The sequence below is a fragment of the Vibrio splendidus genome, assembly GCF_002873455.1.
In the GTDB taxonomy this organism is placed as follows: domain Bacteria; phylum Pseudomonadota; class Gammaproteobacteria; order Enterobacterales; family Vibrionaceae; genus Vibrio; species Vibrio splendidus_J.
Window position 1 is genome coordinate 133,649 of the sequence record NZ_MCUN01000004.1, and the last position, 22,332, is coordinate 155,980.

Below are 22,332 nucleotides of genomic sequence, written 5' to 3' on the forward strand. Positions count from 1 at the left end.
CATGACAGTTTAAGCCGATTTTTTTTGCCCGAGTTTTGGTTCACTGCCATCGAGTAGGCGACGAATATTCTGATGGTGACGTAGGACGATCAAACAACACAACATGGCTACAGGCAGTGTGTATTGGGGTTTGACTAACCAAGCGTAGAACGGCGCAAGTAATACAGTAACCAGAGCCGCTAAAGAAGAATAACGAAACAAAAATGCCACAACCAACCAAGTCGCCATGATCATGCCTGTTAGATCGAATCCAATAGGGGCGATGGCTCCGAGTGCCGTCGCGACGCCTTTACCACCTTTAAAGTGGAAGAATATTGGATACATATGACCAAGGCATGCAGCAATCGCCACGACACCTAAAATGATCGAGTCGATATTGAGGTAGTAGCCAAGCCAGACAGGAATGGTGCCTTTAAGCATGTCACAAAGTAGCACGGCCGCAGCGGCGCCTTTACCGCCCAAACGGAGTACATTGGTGGCCCCTGGATTGTTGGAGCCTACCGTTCTTGGATCAGGAAGTCTCAAGACTCGGCATATCAAGACCGCACTAGAGATTGAACCTAATAAATAGGCTGCAATGATCATGATGAGTGCCAATGGGGTCATGTTTTTCCTTTAACGGTTATAAGCCTAACGATGGGAAAATAATGCTCAATCCAAGAGTAATTGATATCATATCTGTAATTACACGAATAATACGTTTTTTTCCCCAATATGGGTATCCGACCTCTAAAAGGACAAGTCATGGCACTGGATAAAGTTTTCATTGAACAGCTAGAAGTAATTACAACGATCGGTGTTTACGATTGGGAACAAGAGATCAAACAAAAACTTGTGCTTGATATTGAAATGGCTCATGACAACCGCCCCGCAGGTAAAAGTGATGATGTTGTCGATGCTTTGGATTACTCGACAGTCAGCACTGCCGTACTTGACCATATTGCGAATGGCCGATTCCTATTGGTTGAGCGTGTGGCAGAAGAAGTCGCTGAATTAATCATGACTCAGTTCTCAGTGCCTTGGATTAAAATCCGTTTAGCGAAGCCTGGCGCAGTGCCACAAGCAAAAGCAGTCGGTGTGATTATCGAACGAGGTCAAGCATGACAATAGCCTATGTTGGTGTTGGCACGAACATAGAGCGCGACAAGCATGCAAGGGTGGCATGGACAGAGCTTCAATCGTTAGGGATTAACCTTAAATGCTCTAAGATCTATCATTGTGAGCCTGTAGGGTTTGAAAGCCATTCGTTTTATAACTTTGTGATAGAGCTCGACACGTCACTCTCATTGACTGAATTTTCACAGCATCTGCGTAAAATTGAGTTTAAATGGGGTCGCTCTCAAGATGCTCATAAACTTCAAGATCGAAAGCTCGATCTTGATATTGTGCTGTTTGGAGACGTGGTTTCTGAAAGCGAACCAGAATTACCACGCAGTGATATCTATAAATATCCTTTTGTAACACAACCACTTTATGATCTGTGTCCTGCGAGAGTGATCCCGCAAGATGGAAGAACCGTCAGTGAAATATGGCAGAAGATGCAGCAATTAGACTCGCTCTCTGTCGTAGATATAAAACTATAATTTTTAAGGTAAGTAATGAGTTATTTTGAAGCGTTTATGTTGGCGTTGGTGCAAGGCTTTACTGAGTTTTTACCTATTTCCAGTTCTGCACATTTAATCCTTCCTTCTGCTGTATTAGGTTGGGAAGATCAAGGTTTGGCCTTTGATGTGGCTGTCCACGTTGGTACTTTGGCCGCAGTAGTTATCTATTTCCGCAAAGAAGTGGTCTCTCTGTTGAGCGCATTCTTTGGTTCCGTGTTTAAAGGCGATCGCAGTAAAGAAGCAAAGCTGGCGTGGATGATCATTCTCGCGACGATTCCCGCGTGTATCTTTGGTTTGTTGATGAAAGATATTGTTGAGCTTTATTTGCGCAGTGCATGGGTGATCGCGACGACCACGATTATTTTTGGTCTGTTGCTATGGTGGGTGGATAAGAACTCAAGCCTGCGTGATGACGAATACCAAGCGGGTTGGAAAAAGGCGCTGTTTATTGGTCTTGCTCAAGCAATGGCGATCATCCCAGGTACGTCTCGCTCTGGCGCAACGATTACCGCAGCACTTTACCTTGGTTTCACACGTGAAGCCGCGGCTCGATTCTCTTTCCTAATGTCTATCCCAATCATCACTCTGGCGGGTGGTTACTTAGGTCTGAAGTTAGTGACCAGTGGTGACCCTATCCATGTTGGCACCTTGCTAACGGGTATCGTGGTTTCTTTCATCAGTGCTTATATCTGTATTCACTTCTTCTTGAAGCTTATCTCACGTATGGGTATGACACCGTTTGTTATCTACCGCCTGATTCTAGGTTTTGGTCTATTTGCTTTCTTGATGATGCAGTAGCATTCGCCTTACGTAGACCAATGTTTCGTCCTACAGATTGAAACGGAAAAACCCGCCTAGTAGCGGGTTTTTTAATGCATGGTAATATTTTAATGCATGGTAATCAGCGTTATGGCGATTAATTATCAGCGAGTTCTGATAGGGCGTTTTCAATCGCGATAGCTCTGCGCTTTTCTTGTTCTTCTCGAATATCTTTACCTTTAAAACCATCTGCAATAATGGCTTTAACTTCGACTTGAAGCGCTGCTTGGTGAGCCACTTCAAAACGTGCTTTCTGAGGGTAAGGCTTATCTTCTAATCCTTTACGGCCAGCATGATCGGCTTGGCAGCAAAGCAGTATATCGTCGAGCCTGTCTGGTTTACGCCAAACATCAAACTTATTGAGAACCTTGAGGAAGGTGGTTGGCTTAAGCTCGCCTGCACGATGGATATTAGAATGCTGCTCGCACACTAACAATGCGAGATCTCTGAATTCATTGGGTACTCTGACTCTTCCACACAGCTTCTTAATGATTTTTAAGCCTGTATGGCAATGCATTTTGTGGCTTGGCCACTCGCTTTCTGGCGTGACGCCTTTACCTAAATCATGTACTTGAGCGGCAAAACGAACGGGTAATGATGAGCTTAATAGCGCAGCTTGCTGAGCAACCATCAGAGTGTGAATGCCCGTGTCGATCTCAGGGTGCCATTTTTCAGGTTGAGGTACACCAAACAGCGCGTCAATTTCAGGCAACACAACCGCCAATGCACCACACTCTTTCAGTACAGAAAGGAACACTTCAGGATGCGGAGTGCTAAGGGATTTATGCCACTCTTGCCAAACTCGTTCGGCCGTAAGATGTGCGAGTTCACCGGATTGCACAATCTCACTCATCATCACCATAGTTTCTGGTGCAACCGTAAAGTTGAGATGATGAAGCTTCGCAGCAAATCGAGCCACACGCAGCACTCGAAGAGGATCTTCAACAAAAGCATCCGAGACGTGTCTTAGAACACGATCTGAGAGATCTTTCTGGCCATGGTAAGGATCGTAAAGCTGGCCTTTATCATCTTGAGCGATGGCGTTGATCGTTAGATCTCGACGCATCAGATCTTCTTCCAAACTCACGTCTGGAGCGAAGTAACATTCGAAACCTGTATAACCCGAACCGGACTTTCTTTCGGTACGAGCCAGTGCGTGCTCTTCTTTAGTCTTTGGGTGTAAGAATACGGGGAAGTCTTTGCCCACTGCAGTAAAGCCAAGGTTTTCCATCTCTTGAGGGGTACTCCCTACCACGACCCAATCTTTGTCATAACTATCAATGTTGAGCAGCTTATCACGCACGGCTCCACCGACTAGGTAGCGTTGTAGCCCATTGTCTTTTGGTAGGCTATCGTATATTTGCAACTTATCACCTCGAAATGTTTTATCACTGCTGGACTTTACTGCAAGCAATGGTACTTTCCATTAATCGTAATTATAGGGCAGCACATGTATAAGGAATATTTTGGCTTCGTTGAGATGCCATTTTCGATTGTACCAAATTCTCGCTACTTGTTTTTGAGTCAGCGTCATCAGGAAGCGATGCAGAACCTGCAAGCCGGTTTAGGTGAGGGTGGGGGCTTTGCGATGCTTACTGGTGAAGTCGGTACAGGAAAAACAACGGTCGCCAAAGCGATGTTGTCATCACTCGATAATCAGACTCAAGCTGGCCTTATACTCAACCCTACGTTTTCGAATACGGATCTACTGGAAGCTATCTGTGATGAGTTTGAGGTCGATTACCCTGAACAAGCATCGTTGAAACAACTGAGCCAGGCAATTCATCACTTCCTGCTCGATAGTCATGCTGAAGGCATTCAAACCTTATTGGTGATCGATGAGGCCCAACATCTCGCAGCCGATGTGCTGGAGCAGTTGCGCCTTCTGACCAATTTAGAAACCGACAGTCGCAAGCTGTTAAAAGTACTGTTGGTCGGCCAGCCGGAATTACAACAGCACTTACAAACCACTCAATTACGTCAGCTAGCACAGCGCATTACCGGTCGCTACCACTTGCTGCCTCTTAATACTGAAGAAACTGGCAAGTACATCGCGTTTCGTTTGGAAACGGCGGGTGGCGAGCAGATGCTGTTTTCGAATCGTTCAATCAAGCTGATCGCCCAATATACTCATGGTATTCCAAGGCTCATTAACTTGGTGTGTGACAAAGCCCTTCAATTGGCTTTTCATGATGGTGAGCCATTACCGAACAATGAAACGGTTAACCGAGCGTGTCAGCAGGTTATGTCGTTTCAGGCTGATGTGTACCATGTCGAAAAGCCTCGAACTTCTCACGTCGTACCCAAGTTATTCCAATACGCAGGGATTACTACATTAAGTGTCGGCCTTGCAATGGCGACCTTTAACTTTGCTCCAAGCTATATTAATTCATGGCAGTTGGCTGATACTTCAAGTGAAATGAAAACAGAAGAATCAGCACAGACTCAGCGCTCTTTGGTGGCGAATGAACCTCAGTTGGTTGCTGAGCCCAAACTTTCCAAATTTGACTTACCACAACACATTCAACAGCACTTGATGCAGGGGACCAATCGCTCTCTCGCTATTAAGGATTTGTATACGCTTTGGGGCTATCAGTCTTCATTGCGTGATGGCTTGTGCTTAAGTGAGCCGCAAAGTGTATTTGTGTGCGAGCAACAACAGTCAAACTTGGAGGCATTGTTAGAGCTTGGCGTACCTGTGGTCCTTAATCTGGATATCGATCAAGAGCCAGTGTTTGCTGTACTTTATGGCGCGTCTGAGGAGTCTGTCGAGCTCCTAGTTAACGAAAAGCTCTTGGTGATGCCTAAGCGCACCTTAAAGCAAATCTGGCAGGGTGATTATGTCGCGATTTGGAAACAGCCACTTAGAGAGACACTCAAAGAGGGTTATCAAGGCGAGGCAATTGCACTGCTTGATCTGCTACTGTCTGAAGTATTGGATGAAGACGTATCGGGCAGTGATGTATTTGATTATGAGTTAAAAATGAAAATCGAAGCGTTTCAAATGTGGCAAGGGATGTCTGTCGATGGCATCGCTGGAAAGCGCACGCTGGCAAGGTTACAAAGATTGGCTCAACTCGACTCGCCTAAGTTGATGTCACTGGATGGAGGCGCAAGTTAATGTCACGTATTATGCACGAACTTAATCAGTCGTCTGCCAAGCAGTCGCCTCTTGACCTAGAGTTTTCTAAACAATCATCTTTTAACAAACCCAGCTTCAAAGGGTACCAAAACCATCATGTTCCTAGTTCTGCGAGAGGGATTAGCAACAAACGAGGTTCATCGTTAGCAATGGGGCTACTCCTTATCTTAGTGCCTTCTTTGTTGGTGGGTGGGGTTCTGGCTTATCAATCGTATAACCAACAACAAAACTCGGCTAGCCAAGCTACCTATGTCGCTCTACCTGAATCAAAACCTCAATCAGACCTTGAGCCTCAAGTGGCTGATGCTGACATAACCAGTGTGGATGTTGTGTCAGTGGATGCAGAAGATGAAGTATTATTCGCCGTTCGCCCTGCACCGGCAAGCCAACTTTTGAAATCACTGCCACGCCAAGAGGTGTATGCACAGATTGGTTCTAGCGATGCAAATACTGCTGGTGGTACAACAATGATCGCGGCAAACTCGGAATCGTCATTCGCTCAACCTCAGGTACAACAAAGTGCGAGCGATGAGGCTAATAACCTTCAATCATCTAGCGATCTACAATCAAATAAAGACCTACAATCGGACAGTGATTTGCTGCAAGGGCTAGACCTCAGTGAGTTGCCACCTGATTTGGCCTTAAAGCTTGAATCAATGATGGGTGAGCAACAAAGCGCACCTGAGCCAATGGACTCACGTCCAGCAGGACAAGTAGGGTCTCAGGTCATAGAGTTAGAGTCTCATAGTAATAGTTTATCTGGGGTGTTACCTAAGCTAGACCTGCAAACTCACATGTACTCAAGTAGCGAAACCAAGCGTTGGGTCAAAGTGAATGGTCAGGAAGTGGCGCAAGGTGATTGGATTGGAAGAGACATTCAATTACTCGAAATTAAACCACAATCAGTGATTATCGAGTTCAATCAACAGAAGATAGAAATTCCCGCTCTGTACGAGTGGAAAGGCTAAAAGCTAGATAGCCCAAAGACTTAGATGACAGACAAATAAAAAGGAGCACCGAGGTGCTCCTTTTTGATATTCGATACTGAATTTACTCTGTTTAGCGCAAGATAAGCCAAACAGGTAAAGCGATCCGTTTACGACCAGCCGTTTGGTGACTTTCTGCGACGAGGTATAATGTGTGGCAAGACAAGTCCAAGAAGTAGACCGATACCAGCAACACCACCACCATACATAAAGTATTTCAGCAGCAGATCATCTTTTTGTGTATCTAGCTTAGCGCGTAGCTCACGGTTCTCTGTTTGAGAGCTGGTTAGCTGTTGGCTAATTTCGCTGTAGTTTTGCTCAAGTTCAGAAATTTGTTTGTTACGAGAGTCTAGAGAGCTCGCTAGGCCTGCTTTTTCGCTGTCAGCACTTTGACGAGCATTCGCTAGTTTACCTTTAACTTCGGTCAGTTCTTTTTCTAGCTTAGGCAGACGTAGTGCCATGCTTTCTTGAGTGCTTACAAACTTACTTTCTACCCAGCCTTTACGGCCGCGGTTGTCTTGAACCTGGGTGTAACCCGTGCTCTTGTTAGTTTGTAGGTAAGTAATCTTTTCACCAGCATCAACACTACCGATGATACGGAATGTGTTGTTTGGGCCAGAATGCATATAAGTAAATAGTTTGTCAGCAATATAACGGTCTTGTGCAAAGGCAGCTGGAGCCGCAAGCATTGCGAGCAAAACTAAGCTAATCAGTTTTTTCACAGTAAATCCCTTAACGATTCAAATTGGGTAGGCGTATGAGTCAGCCTCAATGAGCAAATAATATTTAGTTTCTTTATGCGGTGCAACAAAGAAGGGAGGCAAAGCCTCCCTTTCTGTGCGTTTGAGTCAATAATGACATGGTATTTACATATCGTTACCGAAGCTCACCGTTTTCTGACGCTAATATTTACTAACGCCAAGGCTATTACATAGTAAACATAGCCTGAATTGCGTAGAAGAACACAACAGCAAGTAGAGCACCTGCAGGTAGCGTTACAATCCACGAAGCAACGATGTTACGCACAACGCCTAGGTTGAGTGCTGCGATACCACGAGCAAAACCTACACCTAAAACCGCACCAACCAATGTTTGCGTGGTTGAAATCGGAAGGCCAGTACCAGAAGCAAGTACAACCGTACATGCAGTTGCTAGTTGAGCGGCAAAGCCACGGCTCGGTGTTAGTTCTGTAATACCAGTACCAACGGTTGCCATTACTTTGTGACCCATTGTCGCAAGACCAACAACAATACCAATACCACCTAGTGGAAGAATCCACCATGCGATAGTGCTCTTGCCTGAGATTTCACCCATGTGCTCAACCGTTGAAACAACCGCTGATAGTGGACCAATCGCGTTCGCAACGTCATTTGAACCGTGTGCGAATGCCATCGCACAAGCTGTGATAACCATTAGTACGCTGAAGATACCTTCTACGCCGGTAAAACCGTGGTCTTCTTCGCGGTTAGCAAACTTCTTCTGAATGTATAGGTAGCCGCCGACCATGACTACAGCAGAAACACCTGCTGCCCATAACCAGGCTTCAGTGCCACTTAGGTGAAGGCCAACGTGCTTAAGACCTTTCTTGATCGTTACAAGTGCAATGACCATTGTAGTAATGAACATGTACACAGGCACAAAGCGCTTAGCGTTAAATAACGGATTTTCGGTATCGAATATCAGTCGTTGGGCACTTACGAAAATGAGATAGGCGAAGATGCCGGAAATCAACGGTGTGACAATCCAACTACCCACAATACCTTGAACGCTGTTCCAATCTACAGCTTCTGTACCTACAGACACACAAGCAAAACCGATGATTGCACCGATAATTGAGTGCGTCGTTGATACTGGCCAGCCCATGTATGATGCTAGAAGCAACCATGTACCAGCAGCCAGCAGCGCAGACATCATGCCGTACACAAGTACATCAGGTTGATGAGCGAATAGAGACGTTTCGATAACACCTTTACGGATCGTGTCTGTTACTTCGCCGCCCGCAAGATAAGCACCTGCGAATTCAAAGATCATTGCGATAATGATCGCTTGTTTAACGGTTAGAGCTTTAGAGCCTACTGAAGTGCCCATTGCATTCGCAACGTCATTTGCACCAATACCAATAGCCATCAAGAAACCGAAAGCTGCTGCAACAATAATCAGGACAGTGCCGTAGTTAGCAAGGATATCCATCGTAATACCTAGTTGTTTGATAACAAGCGGAACAAATTTAGACGCAAAAAACCGCTCAGCGAGAGAAATACTCAGCGCATAAGTGGTTTGGTTAAAAAATGCTCTTCGTTATATAGTTAGCGTATGATTTAAGATCGAGAAAGCATTACTTCAAGACGAGCGCCTACACGCTGTGCTTGATCTGCAATACCACCAACCCATTCAAGAATTTTGTATAAGAACATGATGTCAACTGGATTCATATCGTCTTCAATCGCCATTAATTGTTGGCGTAATTCGATCTGCATCGCGTCCGTGTCATCTTCAATTACATCTAACTGATGAATCATTTCAGCAACGAGTGTTACTTCACGGCCCTTAAAGCCAGTCTCAAGTAATTCGTCTAGTTCATTGATTACGTTTTGTGCTTGGTTCGCTGCATCTAGACAACGTTTAACGTAAGCGATGAAGTTTTCTTGCATTGGAGCTGGAATGACAAGTTGACGACCATATACACGGCCAGCAATGTCTTTCGCTAGGTTTGCGAGTTTGTCTTGTTGAGTTAATAGCTCCAACATATCGGTGCGATCAACTGGCATAAACAAACCGCGAGGAAGTTTAAGGCGAATTTCACGTTTTAGTACATCAGCTTCTTTCTCAAGGTGAGAAATTTGAGCTCGAATTTCTGATGCTTTCTCCCAGTCACCTTTTGAAGAAACTTCAAAGAAATTAACTAGGTGAGAACAACATTCGTTCACGCATACTACGTGACGCTGCAAAGGTTTAATTGGGGACTTTGCAAATAACCCCATAATTGTATTTACTGGCATGGTCATCCAACCTAATAAATAATAACCTTAAAACAACATACACCATATTCATGGTGAAATGTTAAGCGATGGCTACAAAGTCGCGCATGTTAACCTAATCAATGTCTCATTAAAACTGTTTTAGATCATCATAAGGGCGATATTTCTGACTTGCTGAGTTTTCAAATTGGCAATATCCTGTCCCTATCTTCACAGAAAGGTATAACTATGGAAACCGAGATAGAACTGAAGTTTTTTGTTTCTCCTGATTTTTCAGAGACTTTACGCAATAAAATTGCTGAAACTAAAGTACTTCAGCACAGTTGTCGCGAGCTAGGTAACATCTACTTTGACACCCCTGACAACTGGCTACGTAAGCACGATATTGGCATGCGTATTCGACGTTTTGATGACGTATTTGTACAAACCGTAAAGACGGCTGGTCGTGTGGTTGCAGGCCTGCATCAAAGACCTGAATACAATGCAGAACACGATAGCAATGAACCTAAGCTAGCCCTGCATCCAGAGGATATCTGGCCAGCAGGTAAAGACATCGAAACGTTGCAAGCTGAGCTGACTCCTTTGTTTTCTACCAACTTCACGCGTGAGCAGTGGTTGATCGGGATGCCCGATGGCAGCCAGGTTGAGGTGGCGTTCGACCAAGGCTTTGTTGAATCTGGCGATCTGCAAGAACCGATTTGTGAAGTCGAATTGGAACTAAAATCAGGTCAAACGGATGCTCTGTTTACACTGTCTCGCCAATTCTGTGAGCAAGGTGGCATGCGTTTGGGTAATCTAAGCAAAGCAGCTAAAGGTTACCGCCTTGCTCAAGGTTATCAAGGAGATGAAGTCACTCCTTTGACCTTAGTTGATACTGACAAAAGTGATACCGTTGAATCGTGTTTCATTCAATCTTTAGAGCATGCTCTCGCTCATTGGCACTCTCACGAGCAGATCTTCACCGAGCGCCAATCTATTGAAGCGTTACATGAAATAAGCCATTCGCTGAGTTTTATTCGTCAAACTTTCACTATCTATGGTGACATTGTTCCAAGACGTGCCAGTGCTATTTTACGCCAAGAACTTAAGTGGCTTGAGCAAGAACTTGATTGGCTAAAAAGTTATGACCACTTCGAAGATTTGCTCGAAGATAAAGGCCACGTGCTGCGTAAGTTAGATGCCCGTAAATTCTTGGTCGCTGAGCTGAAAGAGATGCAAGAACAACTGCCAGATCGTGAAGATCTGCTTACCTTGTTGAGTTCTGCTCGATACACCGGTTTGTTATTAGATCTGAGCCGTTGGATCTTATCTCGTGGCTGGCAGCCTTTTTTAGATGAAAAAGCGCGTGAGCAAATGGCTCGTGGTATCGAATGGTTTTCCGTGCAGCAACTCGATCGCACATGGGCCGATTTGATGGAAGCCTTCCCGCCAGAGCGAGTGATGACCAGTCAAGCGTATATTGAGCAGCAATACCGTTTGATGCGTAATCTGTATTCAGGCGTTGGTTTCGCGAGTTTGTATGATGACGATGAACGAAACAGCTTCCGCTTGCCATGGGCCGATATGGTGCAAGGCATTGATGACTTGCTGGCACTTAAAACATTAGAACCTTTGACTGATAAGTTGGAAGGCGATGAGAAGGTTCAGCTAGAGCGTTGGCTAGCTCGCCAAGAAGTGTCTATTCTGCATGCGATGGAGCAGACGCGCCAAATCAGTGTTGAGGTTGAGCCATACTGGCAAGACTAAGCTCAATACCTTTATCGGTATAAATATGAATTTGAAAATAGGGCTTCGGTCCTATTTTTTTGTTTGTTGCTCAAGCTTTTCTAGTCGCTCTAGTATTTTCTGTTGTTGTTCTATGATCTTTTCAAGATGCTTCTCTTTGTTTTCTGCGCGTTGGTTCTCATGGTGACTAGGAGAAGTGATCAAAGACGTAATCAAACCTGAAATCATACCAAAAACACCCACACCGCAAATGATCACCAGAGAGGCGACTAATTTGCCTGAACTCGTCACGGGATAATGATCGCCGTACCCTACAGTACTGATAGTAACAAAGGCCCACCACAAAGCATCTTGGCCAGTGGTAATGTTGGCATTGGGATCTTTGTGTTCTAAAAGAAGTATTGTTCCGGCGCCTATGGTTAGAAGAATAACCAGCAACAGAATAATCGAGGCGAGAGTGGTCTCTTTTCTATTACGAAAGAGCTCTCTGAAAACACGTTTACCCGAACGAAGAACGAGAATTACGCGCAGGATCTGAAAAATGCGAGCGAAACGAAGCGGCTCGATCATTGGGATGCTTGCTAAGAAATCGATCCAGTGTATTTTTAGATATTCTTTCTTGTTTTGTGATCTGAATAGATCAATTGTGAGCTGAAAAAGAAAAACACTACAGATTACAAAATCGAGGCCGATAAGAACTTGTTTTGATTCTTTATCAATCGGTACAAACAATAAGCCTGAGATCACAAATAACGCTAAGAAAGAGAGAATCAGTGATAATAAGCTCATCGGCTTGGTTGTGTCTTTGGTACTATTTAACATTCATACGAGGCTCAAAATAAATCGCGAACTTTGACTGACATAGCCACCTCGCGGATATAGAAGCCATCAATATATAAGAATTAATGGAGAACTGACAATGACTAAACTGTCATTCAAGCCGTGGGAAAGGATAATCTCTGACGTTCGTCTCGTTCCAAAAATGGTCATGCTGATGATATTCAGCACTATCTTGATCATTTCGAAGCAGTTATGGGACGCAAGTACGTTTTACGATTCATTGCTTGCTGTAACCAATAATGCGCAAGTTGCACAGCAGCATTACGAGACTTACCTAGTTCAAGTGGCTTGGCAAACAGCCTTGATGATCATTGTGTTTGTGGTTCTTCTATTAGCGGCGGCGCGCGTTATGCTTCGCCAAACTCAGTATCTCAATGACGCCATTAAAACCATGGCCGATAAGAATCTATCAGTGCCGATTGAAATGGACTGTAAAGATGAATACGGTGATGTGGCACGCGAACTAGAAAAAACGCGTGTCCAATTGAACGACATGATCAAAACTCAGGTGTCCTCTTCAGACGAGTTATTCGCTTTGACCGAAGTGATGACTATCAGCATGTCTGAAACTAAAGATTCGGCTCAAGAAGAATTTAATGAGATCGATCAACTTGCGACAGCAATGAGTGAGATGACGTCTACTGTGCAAACCGTAGCTGAGCATGCACAAAGCGCCTCTTCATTAACTGAGCAAGCTTCAGGGCAAGCTCTTACGGGTCAGAAGTTCGTACAAGGTTCCGTTTCTAAAATGAGTGAGTTGTCTTCAGATATCGCAGCCTCCGCAGCGGCGGTAAACCAAGTTGAAGAGCGTGTTGATTCGATTGGTAGCGTTGTTGGCACTATTCAAGGTATCTCAGAACAAACTAACCTATTGGCACTGAACGCAGCGATTGAAGCGGCGCGTGCAGGTGAAGCGGGTCGTGGTTTTGCAGTCGTAGCCGATGAGGTTCGTAACCTTGCGCAGCGTACTCAACAAGCGACAGTAGAAATTCAAGACATGATCAGCCATCTGCAAAGTAGTGCAAATTCAGCTGTTGAGTTGATGGAAAAAAGTGTTGTAGAAGCAGCTGAAGGCGTTGACCTGGTTACCAATGCTGGATCCGAGTTGGATGGTATCGTGAGCCAAGTAAACCAGATTAATGATATGAACTTCCAGATCGCGACAGCCGCGGGTCAACAAAGCAGCGTCGCAGAAGAGATGAGTGTCAACTTGACCAATGTTCGTGAGCTTGTTGAAGCGTCCGTTGTGGTAGTCAGTGAGCTGCTTGAAACTTCCCAGCTCATGGAAACCAACGCGCAAGAACTTGACGGTAAGATTAAACAATTTAAGGTTTAATCATGGGGTCTTGGTCTTTATTCCCCCAGGGGTATTCCTAGTGTTCGATGGCTAGGAAAGGCCAGATTCGATAAGTTAACCGATAAAACGCCCACATTGCTAATGTGGGCGTTTTTTATTGGCGTAACTTTGGTATAACTAATCATTAGTTTTTAAAATTAGTTATAGAAGAACTGAGCCGATAAACCGATTGTTCGGCGCAGCTTACACAAGGAAGAAACATGCCATTGCCTTCTCAACTCACCACGCATTCCAAGTCTGCTTTTGAGCAATTATTAGAGCATCAAAGTGAAGCCATCAATACTTGGCCAGAGCCAATGATTGAAGATCTTAAACGTGTACTCGGTTTAAGTTGTTTTGTTGCTGATTGCTTACAGCGTGATACGGTTTTATCCAACGCCTTACCTGATATGTTGGCATGCGAAGAGCGTGCTGAAGGGTATCGTGATCGATTGGCTGAGTTACTTTCTGGTTGTGCTGATGAAATGAGTGGCCAGCGTGTGCTGCGTCAATTCCGCAATCGAGAAATGACCTACATTGCGTGGCGCGATTTCATGGGGGCGTGGGAGCTAGAGCAGAGCTTAAGCCATCTATCGATGTTGGCAGAGGCGATGATCTTCGAGACCTATCAATGGCAGTTCGATATTTGCTGTAAAGAGTGGGGCACCCCTTGTAATGAGCAGGGTGAAGCGCAGCCGATGCTGATCATCGGTATGGGCAAGCTCGGTGGCGGTGAGCTTAATTTCTCTTCTGATATCGATCTGATTTTCACCTACCCTGAGAACGGTGAAACCCAAGGGGCAAGGCGTAGTATCGCCAACGCGCAATTTTTCACGCGTTTAGGGCAACGGATTATCAAAGCGTTGGATCAACAAACCTTTGATGGATTCTGTTACCGAGTAGACATGCGTCTGCGTCCATTTGGCGAGAGTGGCCCATTGGTTATGAGTTACGCGGCCCTGGAAGATTACTATCAAGAGCAAGGTCGTGACTGGGAACGCTACGCGATGGTAAAAGCGCGAGTGATGGGCAGCGAAATGTATCCTGAGTATCAAGAGCTTCGCCAGATGTTGCGCCCGTTTGTGTTCCGTCGTTATATCGATTTTAGTGCGATTCAATCTCTGCGCCGTATGAAATCAATGATCAGCAGTGAAGTTCGTCGTCGTGGTTTATCAAATAACATCAAACTGGGCTCTGGTGGTATTCGTGAAGTTGAATTTATTGCTCAAGTCTTCCAATTGATTCGTGGTGGGCGCGAGCCTAGCCTACGTGGTCGAGGGTTACTAGAAACCTTGAGTGCTATTGAGTCTCTCAATTTGTTAGAGACCAAAGAAGTCGGTCATTTACGTGAGGCTTACCTGTTTTTACGTCGCCTTGAAAACTTATTACAAGCGATGGCGGATAAACAAACTCAAACCTTACCAGATGGCGAATTAGAACAACTGCAGCTTGCTGTCGCAATGCAATTTGCTGATTGGGATGGTTTGATTGAAGCAACTCGTGAGCATATGGCGAATGTACATACTGTGTTTGAAGATCTGATTGGTGTCGATGAAGATGACGCCAATCCAATCGCGAGTCACTTTAGTGAGTTGTGGGATATGGCCCATAAGCAAGATGTGATTGAGCAGGTTCTAGAGCATGACATCGCGATTGCTAACCCGCCAGAAGCGGCGAAAACCATTATCCAATTCAAAGCGGATTTAGCGAAGAAAACCCTTGGCCCACGTGGACGGGAGGTTTTAAATCGCTTGATGCCTAAAGTGTTTCAAGCGCTCTACACCGCCAAAGATGCCGAGTTTGGTTTGTCTCGAGTATTACATTTGCTGCAAAAAATAGTGACGCGCACCACTTACCTTGAGTTATTGGATGAACACCCAGCCGCGTTAACTCAGTTAGTTCGTTTATGTACTGCGAGCCCGATGATTTCGGAGCAGCTTGGTCGTTACCCAATCCTATTAGATGAACTTATTGACCCTCAGCAACTCTATAATCCAGTACCTTTAGAGTCCTACAAAACTGAGCTGCGAGATTACCTAGCGCGTATTCCTGAAGATGATATGGAGCAACAGATGGAAGGTCTGCGTCAGTTTAAGCAGACTTGTATCTTGAGGATTACAGCCGCAGATATTGCAGGTGCTCTACCAGTCATGAAGGTCAGTGATCACCTGACTTATTTAGCAGAGGCGATTGTTGAGGCGGGTATTAACCAAGCTTGGTTACAAGTATCGGCCAAGTTTGGTGAACCGACCCATGTGAAAGATCGTGAAGGTCGCGGCTTCGCGGTTGTTGGTTATGGCAAAGTTGGCGGGTGGGAGCTTGGCTATAACTCCGATCTCGATATCGTGTTCATGCACGATTGCCCGGTACACATCTATACTGACGGTAAGAAAGAGATTGATGGACGCCAGTTCTATTTAAGGTTGGCACAGCGAATTATTCATATTTTCTCAACGAGAACCGCTTCCGGTATTTTGTATGAGGTCGATACTCGTCTACGCCCTTCTGGTGCCTCTGGCCTATTGGTTAGTCCAACGGATGCCTTTGACGAGTATCAGCACAATGATGCGTGGACTTGGGAGCACCAAGCTCTAACTCGCGCTCGCATGATTTACGGCGATGACTTATTGGCTTCGGCATTTAACAAAACTCGCCATGAGGTTCTGTGCTTGGCTCGTGATGAGGCAACGCTCAAAAAGTCCGTTGTGGATATGCGTGAAAAAATGCGCGGTCATTTAGGCGGTAAAAAAGCCGATCGATTCATGTTGAAACAAGATGCGGGTGGTATTACCGATATTGAGTTCTTGGCGCAATACTTAGTACTGAGATACAGCAACGAAAAACCTAAGCTCACCCGTTGGTGTGACAATGTACGAATCTTTGAAAGCCTGTTGTCACAGGGGATTATGGACGAGCAGCAAGGCATCGCATTAACCAACGTCTATACGACGTTAAGAGATGAAATTCATCACCGTAATCTACTCAACCTTGATGCGGATGTGGCGATTGAGAAGTTTGAGATGGAAAGAGAACATGTTGTTCAAGCATGGAAGCAGTGGATGGAAGTTTAACCTTAGTTATGGCTTGTATGATACAGCCTATATTTCAGTAAGCGTTTGCTAATTTTTCTATGGTTTAGCCTCTGTAATCAGTGTGCTAGACTCTAGCCAGATTCGATTTTTGGAGATCCATAATGAAACCAATTCTACCTGACTACAGCCAATCAGGCGTTCTTGTTGTCGGTGACGTAATGCTTGACCGTTACTGGTATGGCCCAACTGGCCGTATTTCACCAGAAGCACCTGTACCCGTTGTGAAAGTAGAAAATAACGAAGAGCGTCCTGGTGGTGCTGCCAACGTAGCAATGAATATTGCTTCTCTTGGTGGCCATGCTCATATCGTTGGTTTGACTGGAAAAGATGAGCCTGCTGAGGTTTTAAAAAACACCCTAGGAGCACTAAAAGTTAAATGTGATTTCGTTGAGTTAGAAGACTATCCAACTATTACTAAATTGCGAGTGATGAGCCGAGGGCAACAGCTGATCCGTCTTGATTTTGAAGACCGATTTGAGAACACCGATCCAGAACTTGTTTTGTCTCGCATGGAGCAAGCACTTCCTAATGTGCGTTCGGTCATCTTATCTGATTACGCTAAAGGTGCTTTGGAGCATGTACAGAGCTTTATCCAAAAAGCACGTGCGGCCAATGTTCCGGTATTTATCGATCCAAAAGGTGCAGACTTTGAACGTTATCGTGGTGCAACTTTACTTACGCCAAATATGGCTGAGTTCGAGTTGGTTGCGGGCAAAGTGAAATCTGAAGAAGAAATGATCGAAAAAGGACTCGCGCTAATTGAAGAGTTTGATTTTGAAGCTTTGTTGGTGACTCGCAGTGAACATGGCATGACGTTATTGCGTAAAGATCAAGAACCATTCCATTTGCCGACTCAAGCGAAAGAGGTGTATGACGTAACAGGTGCGGGTGATACGGTTATTTCGGTATTAGCGGCTTCTGTTGCTGCTGGTAAGCCACTGGATGAAGCGTGTGCATTGGCGAACGCTGCTGCTGGTGTGGTAGTCGGCAAGCTTGGTACATCGACGCTGTCTACGATTGAGTTAGCGGAAGCGATTCATGGTAGCCAAGACACCGACTACGGCGTGATCTCTGAAGCAGCACTGGTTGAAGCAGTGAAACGTGCTCGTGCGAAAGGCGAGAAAGTCGTTATGACGAATGGCTGCTTTGATATTCTGCATGCCGGTCATGTTTCTTACATGAACCATGCAGCTGAGTTAGGCGATCGTTTGATCGTTGCAGTGAATACTGATGAATCAGTAAAACGTCTGAAAGGTCCTGGTCGCCCTGTGAACCCAACCGATCGTCGTATGGCGGTATTGGCTGGCTTAGGCGCGGTTGATTGGGTGGTTCCGTTTTCTGAAGATACACCTCAACGTTTGATCTCTGAGGTTCTACCAAGTCTTCTAGTGAAGGGTGGTGATTACAAACCTGAAGAGATTGCCGGTGGCGCGGAAGTGATTGCGGCTGGTGGTGAAGTGAAAGTACTTAATTTTGAAGATGGTTGCTCTACGACTGAAATCATTAAAGCGATTAAAGGTGGTCGAGGTTAGTGTCTAGTCTTTTGGGGTTAAGCTTTTAGTTAGACAGTAAATCTCGCTTTCAATCGACAATAAAAATGCCGCTCAATGAGCGGCATTTTTGTATCTGTAATTTGATCGTTTTATTAAAGACTCAAGTTAGAGCCTTTAACTAGGATCTGAAATTACTTACTTGCTACTTTTAGACCTGCGTTTACATCAACAATGTCTTGTTCGCTTAGTGTACCAACCGCTTGACGAAGCTGAAGAACACTTAGGATGTAGTTGTAACGAGCATCTGAAAGGTTTTTGTTCGCATCGTATAGACGACGAGTCGAATCTAGTACATCAACGATAGTACGAGTACCTACATCAAAACCTGCTTCTGTTGCTTCTAGAGCAGACTGAGCAGAAACAACAGATTGTTCGTAAGCACGTAGAGCACCAATCGAAGCACTGATGTTGTTGTTGAATGCACGAACGTCTTTTACAACGCTACGGTAAGTTGCTTCTAGATCTTCACTTGCTGCAACGTAGTTGTATTCAGCCTGTTTAGTCAAAGAAGTTGTGCTACCACCCGTGTATAGAGGTACATTTAAGTTAACGCCAACATTGAAGTTGTTTGTCGTGCCGTCAGAAGTGTCACTTGAACCAATATCAGTGTAGTCATATCCACCATCAAGAGTTAGAGATGGTAGATGACCTGAACTCTGTAGGGAGATGTTGTCTTTAGCTATATCTTGCGAGATACGCGCAGCAAGTAGACTTAGGTTTTTTTGCTCTGCTTGTTCAACAAGTGCAATAGCAGACTCAGAAGATTTGCTAGCTGAGAAACGATCAGTATCTAGGATGCTTAGGTTAGAGTGTTCCTGACCTGTAATCTCACGCAGACCTTCGTAGTTATTAATCAGAGTATTCTCTGCTAAAACTTCGTCAGCTAAAACACCATCGTACTGAGCTTGCGCATCATGTACATCGGTGATTGCTGAAAGACCTACTTCAAAGCGTTGTTTCGTTTGCTCTAGTTGACGAGCAACCGCGGCTTTTTCTGCACGAACAAATTCTAGGTTGTCTTGAGCGCGAAGTACTTCAAAGTACGCTGTCGCAACACGAAGAATTAGAGCTTGCTGCTCTGCCGCATACGCTGAATCCGATTGACGAGCACTTTTCTCGGCGGTATCTAGCGTGATCCAAGAAGAACGTTGGTACAGTTCTTGAGAAAAGCTAATACCAGCAGTTAGAGCATTTTGGTCATTATCTCTAGTAGGTGCTGAATCTAAGTCTGTCTCACCTCGAGTAAGGTTGTATCCAGCTGTCAAATTGATTTGCGGTAACAAAGAGCTACGGCTTGACGTTACTGCTTCAAAAGCGGCATCGCGCTGCGCTGCTGAACGAAGAAGTTGTGGATCGTTCTGTTTTGCTTGGTCGTAAACTTCAGCTAGCGTATCAGCAAAAGCTGACGAACTCAGGCTGCCGATTGCTGCACTGATAAATAGTGGAAGCAGTTTTTTCATTTTCCTATTCCTGCCTTTAATGGAATTTTCTTCAAAAGAGTTTAACCCAGTTTGGTGGTAATTTACTCGAAACTTTGCACTTTTTTACATTTAACTGTCCACTTGTGCAATATTTATTTTTAAAAACTTAACTTTAATTATAAAATTTATATAAAAAGTTGAACCTTATCCTTGGTAGTTAACTCGGACAATGAGTAAACTATAAAGATCACTTAGTGAGGTACCAAATGCAACAGTATGACAATCAACGACATGAGTTTACTCCTCAAGATGTGGAAATAGTCTCAAAAGAGACGCTGTTTCGTGGTTTTTTCAAAATGGTTAAATACACATTTAAACACAAGCTGTTTGAGGGAGGCTGGAGCCAACCGATAAAACGCGAGATGTTTGAGCGTGGACATGCTGCTGCTTTGTTACCTTACGATCCTGTCCGTGACGAAGTTGTGATTGTCGAACAGATCCGTGTTGGTGCTCTAGAGCATGAGAACCCATGGCAATATGAAATTGTTGCCGGGATCATTGATACCGATGAATCACCACAAGATGTCGCTCGTCGTGAAGCAATGGAAGAGGCCGGAGTCGAAGTCGGATCTGTATTGCCTATTACTTCGTATTATCCTTCATCGGGTGGTTGCTCAGAAAAGCTCGACGTGTTTGTTGGCTGCGTTGATGCCACGACAGCAAAAGGTGTACACGGATTGGATTACGAAGGTGAAGATATCCTCGTGCAAGTGATGAGTCGCGAAGCTGCTTATCAATTAGTAAAAGAGGGTGTGTTTGAAAATGGAGCCACGATCATTGCGCTACAGTGGCTACAATTGAACTACCAAGAATTACAGTCAGAGTGGATAGATTAACGTCATGCCAAATATAGCAGTCAAAAAACCGTATCATGTTGATCTTGCTGAATTGATGCGAGTTTACGAGACTAACTATGCCAAACTTAACGCTCTGTTACCGGTTGGGCATGAGGTTGGTGACGTTCGCTGTTATCAAGCCGTTAACATGGTGTATCAATTGACAGTGAATGAGGTCACAAAATACACCACTTTAATAGATATATGTCAGAGTGACGCGATGCCAGTGTTTCCTTTGCCAAAAATGTCTGTCAGGCTATATCACGACGCTCGAGTTGCAGAAGTGTGCACTAGCGGGGATTTTTCGCGAGTCAAAGCGAAATATGACTACCCCAACACTAAACTTTTGCAAAAGGACGAGAAATTTCAATTGAATAAATTTCTTGGGGAATGGTTAACGTTTTGTTTAAAAACGGGTATCAGCCGAACCCCAATTAACTTTTAATTGAACCTACTTAAACAACACTTTTAAAGTCTAAACAGTAACGTATCTGGATTTGTTATTTTGGAATTATCACACACTTCAAAATTTGATGAGAGCACTATTAAGCTTGTGCAGCTAACGGACACGCATTTATTTGCGCCGAGCAATGGCAGCTTATTAAGCATCAACACTCAAGATAGCTTTCGTGCTGTAGTCGATGGCATTGTTAGTCAGGGCTTTGACTATCAAGCGATTCTAGCAACAGGTGATATCTCTCAAGATCACAGTGCTGAGTCGTACCAGAAATTTGAGTCAGGGATAAAGCCTTTGGAAAAGCCATGTTACTGGCTACCCGGGAACCATGACTTCAAGCCTAATATGGGCAGTGTTTTACCATCACCACAAATACAGTGTGTTGAGCATGTCTTGCTAGGCGATAACTGGCAGATGGTTATGCTGGACTCGCAAGTGGTGGGCGTACCTCATGGGCGTCTTAGTGATCAACAACTTGATCTACTAGAGCAAAAGCTGACAGAATTCCCTGAGCGTAACACCTTGGTTTTGCTGCACCACCACCCTTTGCTAGTGGGGAGTGCGTGGCTTGATCAACATAACCTGAAAGATGCTGAGCAGTTTTGGGATGTGGTTCAACAGCACACCAATGTGAAAGCGGTACTTTGTGGTCACGTTCATCAAGACATGAATCGCAATCATTATGGTGTACAAGTCATGGCAACCCCATCGACTTGTGTTCAATTTAAACCAAACTCGAACGACTTTGCGGTTGATACCTTATCTCCAGGCTGGCGAGAGATTGAATTGCACCAAGATGGCACGGTAACTACTCAGGTTCGTCGCTTGCCTAATGGACAGTTCTCGCCAGACTTTGATGCCGGTGGTTACTAATATGCAGGACTTTGATCAGCAAACCGCTAAGCCATCACTGCTTCTCTATATTCACGGTTTTAACAGTTCATCACGATCCCACAAAGCGATGGTGATGGCTGACTATTGCGCTGAACATCGCGCAGATATTAAGGTGATTACGCCTCAACTGCCGAGTTTCCCTCTGCAAGCTGCACTTCATTTGCAGCAGCTGGTGGAGCAATATAAAGAGCAATACCAGATAGCGTTAGTCGGTAGTTCATTGGGTGGCTATCTTTCTACATGGTTGAATAGTCACTATGGTTTTAAAGCGGTTGTTGTAAACCCAGCCGTGAAGCCGTATGAGCTTCTTGCTGATTATTTAGGTGAGCAAGTAAACCCATACACAGATGAACGATATGTACTGGAAACAAAGCATATCGATGAACTGAAAGCGTTAGAGGTTCCGGTTATCGCTAAGGCGAGTGATTTCTGGTTACTTCAGCAAACGGAAGACGAAGTTCTGGATTACCGACAAGCGGTAGATAAGTACCAAGGTGCAACACAAACAATAGAAGAGGGCGGGGATCATAGCTTTGTGGATTTTGAGCGCTACCCACAACAAATCATCACCTTTCTAAATCTTTAATCT

At 44.7% G+C, this 22,332-nt stretch carries 20 protein-coding genes; 13 read left to right on the forward strand and 7 right to left on the reverse strand.

The features are described 5' to 3' along the window. Positions 1 to 9 precede the first annotated feature (9 nt). The gene (plsY, locus tag BCU75_RS02255; protein ID WP_016767764.1) at positions 10 to 606 is read right to left on the reverse strand and encodes a glycerol-3-phosphate 1-O-acyltransferase PlsY; all 597 of its coding nucleotides are present in this window, start codon (positions 604 to 606) and stop codon (positions 10 to 12) included. 138 nt (positions 607 to 744) lie between these two features. On the opposite strand from plsY, the gene folB reads away from it, so the two are divergent. Genes folB through BCU75_RS02270 form a run of 3 tightly spaced genes read left to right on the forward strand, consistent with a single transcriptional unit; the run spans position 745 to position 2,402 of the window. Next, positions 745 to 1,104, forward strand: coding sequence for a dihydroneopterin aldolase (gene folB / locus BCU75_RS02260; RefSeq protein ID WP_004735969.1), 360 nt, complete (start codon positions 745 to 747; stop codon positions 1,102 to 1,104). Then, entirely contained in the window at positions 1,101 to 1,583 is a 483-nt protein-coding gene (folK, locus tag BCU75_RS02265) for a 2-amino-4-hydroxy-6-hydroxymethyldihydropteridine diphosphokinase (RefSeq protein WP_102464564.1), read from the forward strand. The genes folB and folK overlap by 4 nt, the downstream gene beginning before the upstream one ends. Before the next feature lie 15 nt (positions 1,584 to 1,598). Then, on the forward strand, positions 1,599 to 2,402 hold the full coding sequence (locus tag BCU75_RS02270; protein ID WP_004735967.1) for an undecaprenyl-diphosphate phosphatase: 804 nt from the start codon (positions 1,599 to 1,601) through the stop codon (positions 2,400 to 2,402). Between the two features lie 118 nt (positions 2,403 to 2,520). Here the strand turns inward: BCU75_RS02270 and BCU75_RS02275 are convergent, their stop codons facing one another. After that, positions 2,521 to 3,837, reverse strand: a complete 1,317-nt coding sequence (locus tag BCU75_RS02275) for a multifunctional CCA addition/repair protein (RefSeq protein ID WP_102472828.1) — start codon at positions 3,835 to 3,837, stop codon at positions 2,521 to 2,523. A gap of 36 nt (positions 3,838 to 3,873) precedes the next feature. Here BCU75_RS02275 and BCU75_RS02280 point away from each other — a divergent pair, with 36 nt between their 5' ends. Then, the gene (locus BCU75_RS02280) at positions 3,874 to 5,544 is read left to right on the forward strand and encodes an ExeA family protein (protein ID WP_198593385.1); all 1,671 of its coding nucleotides are present in this window, start codon (positions 3,874 to 3,876) and stop codon (positions 5,542 to 5,544) included. Beyond that, entirely contained in the window at positions 5,544 to 6,533 is a 990-nt protein-coding gene (locus BCU75_RS02285; RefSeq protein ID WP_102472830.1) for a general secretion pathway protein GspB, read from the forward strand. The genes BCU75_RS02280 and BCU75_RS02285 overlap by 1 nt, the downstream gene beginning before the upstream one ends. A gap of 128 nt (positions 6,534 to 6,661) precedes the next feature. Here BCU75_RS02285 and BCU75_RS02290 read toward each other — a convergent pair whose 3' ends face one another. The 3 genes from BCU75_RS02290 to BCU75_RS02300 all read right to left on the reverse strand — a co-directional run bounded on the left by BCU75_RS02290 (position 6,662) and on the right by BCU75_RS02300 (position 9,550). Beyond that, positions 6,662 to 7,273 carry a TIGR04211 family SH3 domain-containing protein gene (locus BCU75_RS02290; RefSeq protein ID WP_102464568.1) on the reverse strand — a complete coding sequence of 204 codons (612 nt, stop codon included), beginning with the start codon at positions 7,271 to 7,273 and terminating at the stop codon, positions 6,662 to 6,664. A gap of 205 nt (positions 7,274 to 7,478) precedes the next feature. Then, a complete protein-coding gene (locus tag BCU75_RS02295) occupies positions 7,479 to 8,741 on the reverse strand; it encodes an inorganic phosphate transporter (RefSeq protein WP_076673962.1) in 1,263 nt (420 codons plus the stop codon). Between the two features lie 128 nt (positions 8,742 to 8,869). Next, a complete protein-coding gene (locus BCU75_RS02300) occupies positions 8,870 to 9,550 on the reverse strand; it encodes a TIGR00153 family protein (RefSeq protein ID WP_004735960.1) in 681 nt (226 codons plus the stop codon). A 207-nt stretch (positions 9,551 to 9,757) separates the two neighbouring features. Here BCU75_RS02300 and BCU75_RS02305 point away from each other — a divergent pair, with 207 nt between their 5' ends. Continuing rightward, positions 9,758 to 11,275 carry an inorganic triphosphatase gene (locus tag BCU75_RS02305; protein WP_102472831.1) on the forward strand — a complete coding sequence of 506 codons (1,518 nt, stop codon included), beginning with the start codon at positions 9,758 to 9,760 and terminating at the stop codon, positions 11,273 to 11,275. A gap of 51 nt (positions 11,276 to 11,326) precedes the next feature. On the opposite strand, the gene BCU75_RS02310 is transcribed toward BCU75_RS02305, so the two are convergent. Then, entirely contained in the window at positions 11,327 to 12,076 is a 750-nt protein-coding gene (locus tag BCU75_RS02310; RefSeq protein WP_102464570.1) for a potassium channel family protein, read from the reverse strand. 97 nt (positions 12,077 to 12,173) lie between these two features. Between BCU75_RS02310 and BCU75_RS02315 the strand changes: the two genes are divergently transcribed. From BCU75_RS02315 to hldE, 3 genes are all read left to right on the forward strand, one after another. Continuing rightward, complete coding sequence (locus BCU75_RS02315; protein WP_102464571.1) at positions 12,174 to 13,430, forward strand: methyl-accepting chemotaxis protein; 1,257 nt, start codon at positions 12,174 to 12,176, stop codon at positions 13,428 to 13,430. Between the two features lie 221 nt (positions 13,431 to 13,651). Further along, the gene (glnE, locus tag BCU75_RS02320; RefSeq protein WP_102472832.1) at positions 13,652 to 16,501 is read left to right on the forward strand and encodes a bifunctional [glutamate--ammonia ligase]-adenylyl-L-tyrosine phosphorylase/[glutamate--ammonia-ligase] adenylyltransferase; all 2,850 of its coding nucleotides are present in this window, start codon (positions 13,652 to 13,654) and stop codon (positions 16,499 to 16,501) included. A gap of 122 nt (positions 16,502 to 16,623) precedes the next feature. Beyond that, positions 16,624 to 18,054: a bifunctional D-glycero-beta-D-manno-heptose-7-phosphate kinase/D-glycero-beta-D-manno-heptose 1-phosphate adenylyltransferase HldE gene (gene hldE / locus BCU75_RS02325; protein ID WP_102472833.1), complete on the forward strand. Its 1,431-nt coding sequence runs from the start codon at positions 16,624 to 16,626 to the stop codon at positions 18,052 to 18,054. Between the two features lie 152 nt (positions 18,055 to 18,206). Here hldE and tolC read toward each other — a convergent pair whose 3' ends face one another. Beyond that, positions 18,207 to 19,535 carry an outer membrane channel protein TolC gene (gene tolC / locus BCU75_RS02330; RefSeq protein WP_102466851.1) on the reverse strand — a complete coding sequence of 443 codons (1,329 nt, stop codon included), beginning with the start codon at positions 19,533 to 19,535 and terminating at the stop codon, positions 18,207 to 18,209. A 227-nt stretch (positions 19,536 to 19,762) separates the two neighbouring features. On the opposite strand from tolC, the gene nudF reads away from it, so the two are divergent. The 4 genes from nudF to yqiA are packed head-to-tail and all read left to right on the forward strand — an operon-like array spanning position 19,763 to position 22,329. Continuing rightward, entirely contained in the window at positions 19,763 to 20,392 is a 630-nt protein-coding gene (nudF, locus tag BCU75_RS02335) for an ADP-ribose diphosphatase (RefSeq protein WP_102472834.1), read from the forward strand. 4 nt (positions 20,393 to 20,396) lie between these two features. Next, positions 20,397 to 20,837, forward strand: a complete 441-nt coding sequence (locus tag BCU75_RS02340) for a DUF1249 family protein (protein ID WP_102472835.1) — start codon at positions 20,397 to 20,399, stop codon at positions 20,835 to 20,837. Positions 20,838 to 20,897: 60 nt separating this feature from the next. After that, positions 20,898 to 21,722 carry a 3',5'-cyclic-AMP phosphodiesterase gene (gene cpdA / locus BCU75_RS02345; protein WP_102472836.1) on the forward strand — a complete coding sequence of 275 codons (825 nt, stop codon included), beginning with the start codon at positions 20,898 to 20,900 and terminating at the stop codon, positions 21,720 to 21,722. Position 21,723: 1 nt separating this feature from the next. Continuing rightward, on the forward strand, positions 21,724 to 22,329 hold the full coding sequence (gene yqiA / locus BCU75_RS02350; protein WP_102472837.1) for an esterase YqiA: 606 nt from the start codon (positions 21,724 to 21,726) through the stop codon (positions 22,327 to 22,329). Positions 22,330 to 22,332 lie beyond the last annotated feature (3 nt).